Genomic DNA, 277 nt, shown 5'->3' with positions numbered 1-277 from the left:
AACTTCGTCGACGGAAAACTTTACAAAAACGGCGCGCTCGCGTTTAGAGACGCTTCGGGCAAGTTGGATTTTTATCTGCCCGAACCGATTTCCAAGAAGTTGGAAGCATATGCGGGCAAAGACGTCACGCTCGGCATTCGCCCCGAAGACATTTACGACGCTTCGCAAAAGCGCGTCGAGATGGGCGTGAAAGGAAAATTGCAGTTGGAGGTCGTCGAGCCAATGGGCAACGAAATTTTCCTCTACTTCAACTTGCCCAGCGCCGCCGAGAACAATC

1 protein-coding gene is annotated in these 277 nt (G+C 52.0%); it reads left to right on the top strand.

Annotation, left to right across the window (positions count from 1 at the left end; genetic code table 11):
* Positions 1 to 277: hypothetical protein (locus NZU74_20760; GenBank protein ID MCS6883756.1), on the top strand; the 277-nt coding region annotated here is incomplete at both ends.

The sequence above is a fragment of the Chloroflexaceae bacterium genome (assembly GCA_025057155.1).
Classification (GTDB): Bacteria; Chloroflexota; Chloroflexia; order Chloroflexales; family Chloroflexaceae; genus JACAEO01.
The sequence above is the reverse complement of the archived record's forward strand: the minus strand, read 5'-3'. Positions and strand labels throughout refer to the sequence as shown.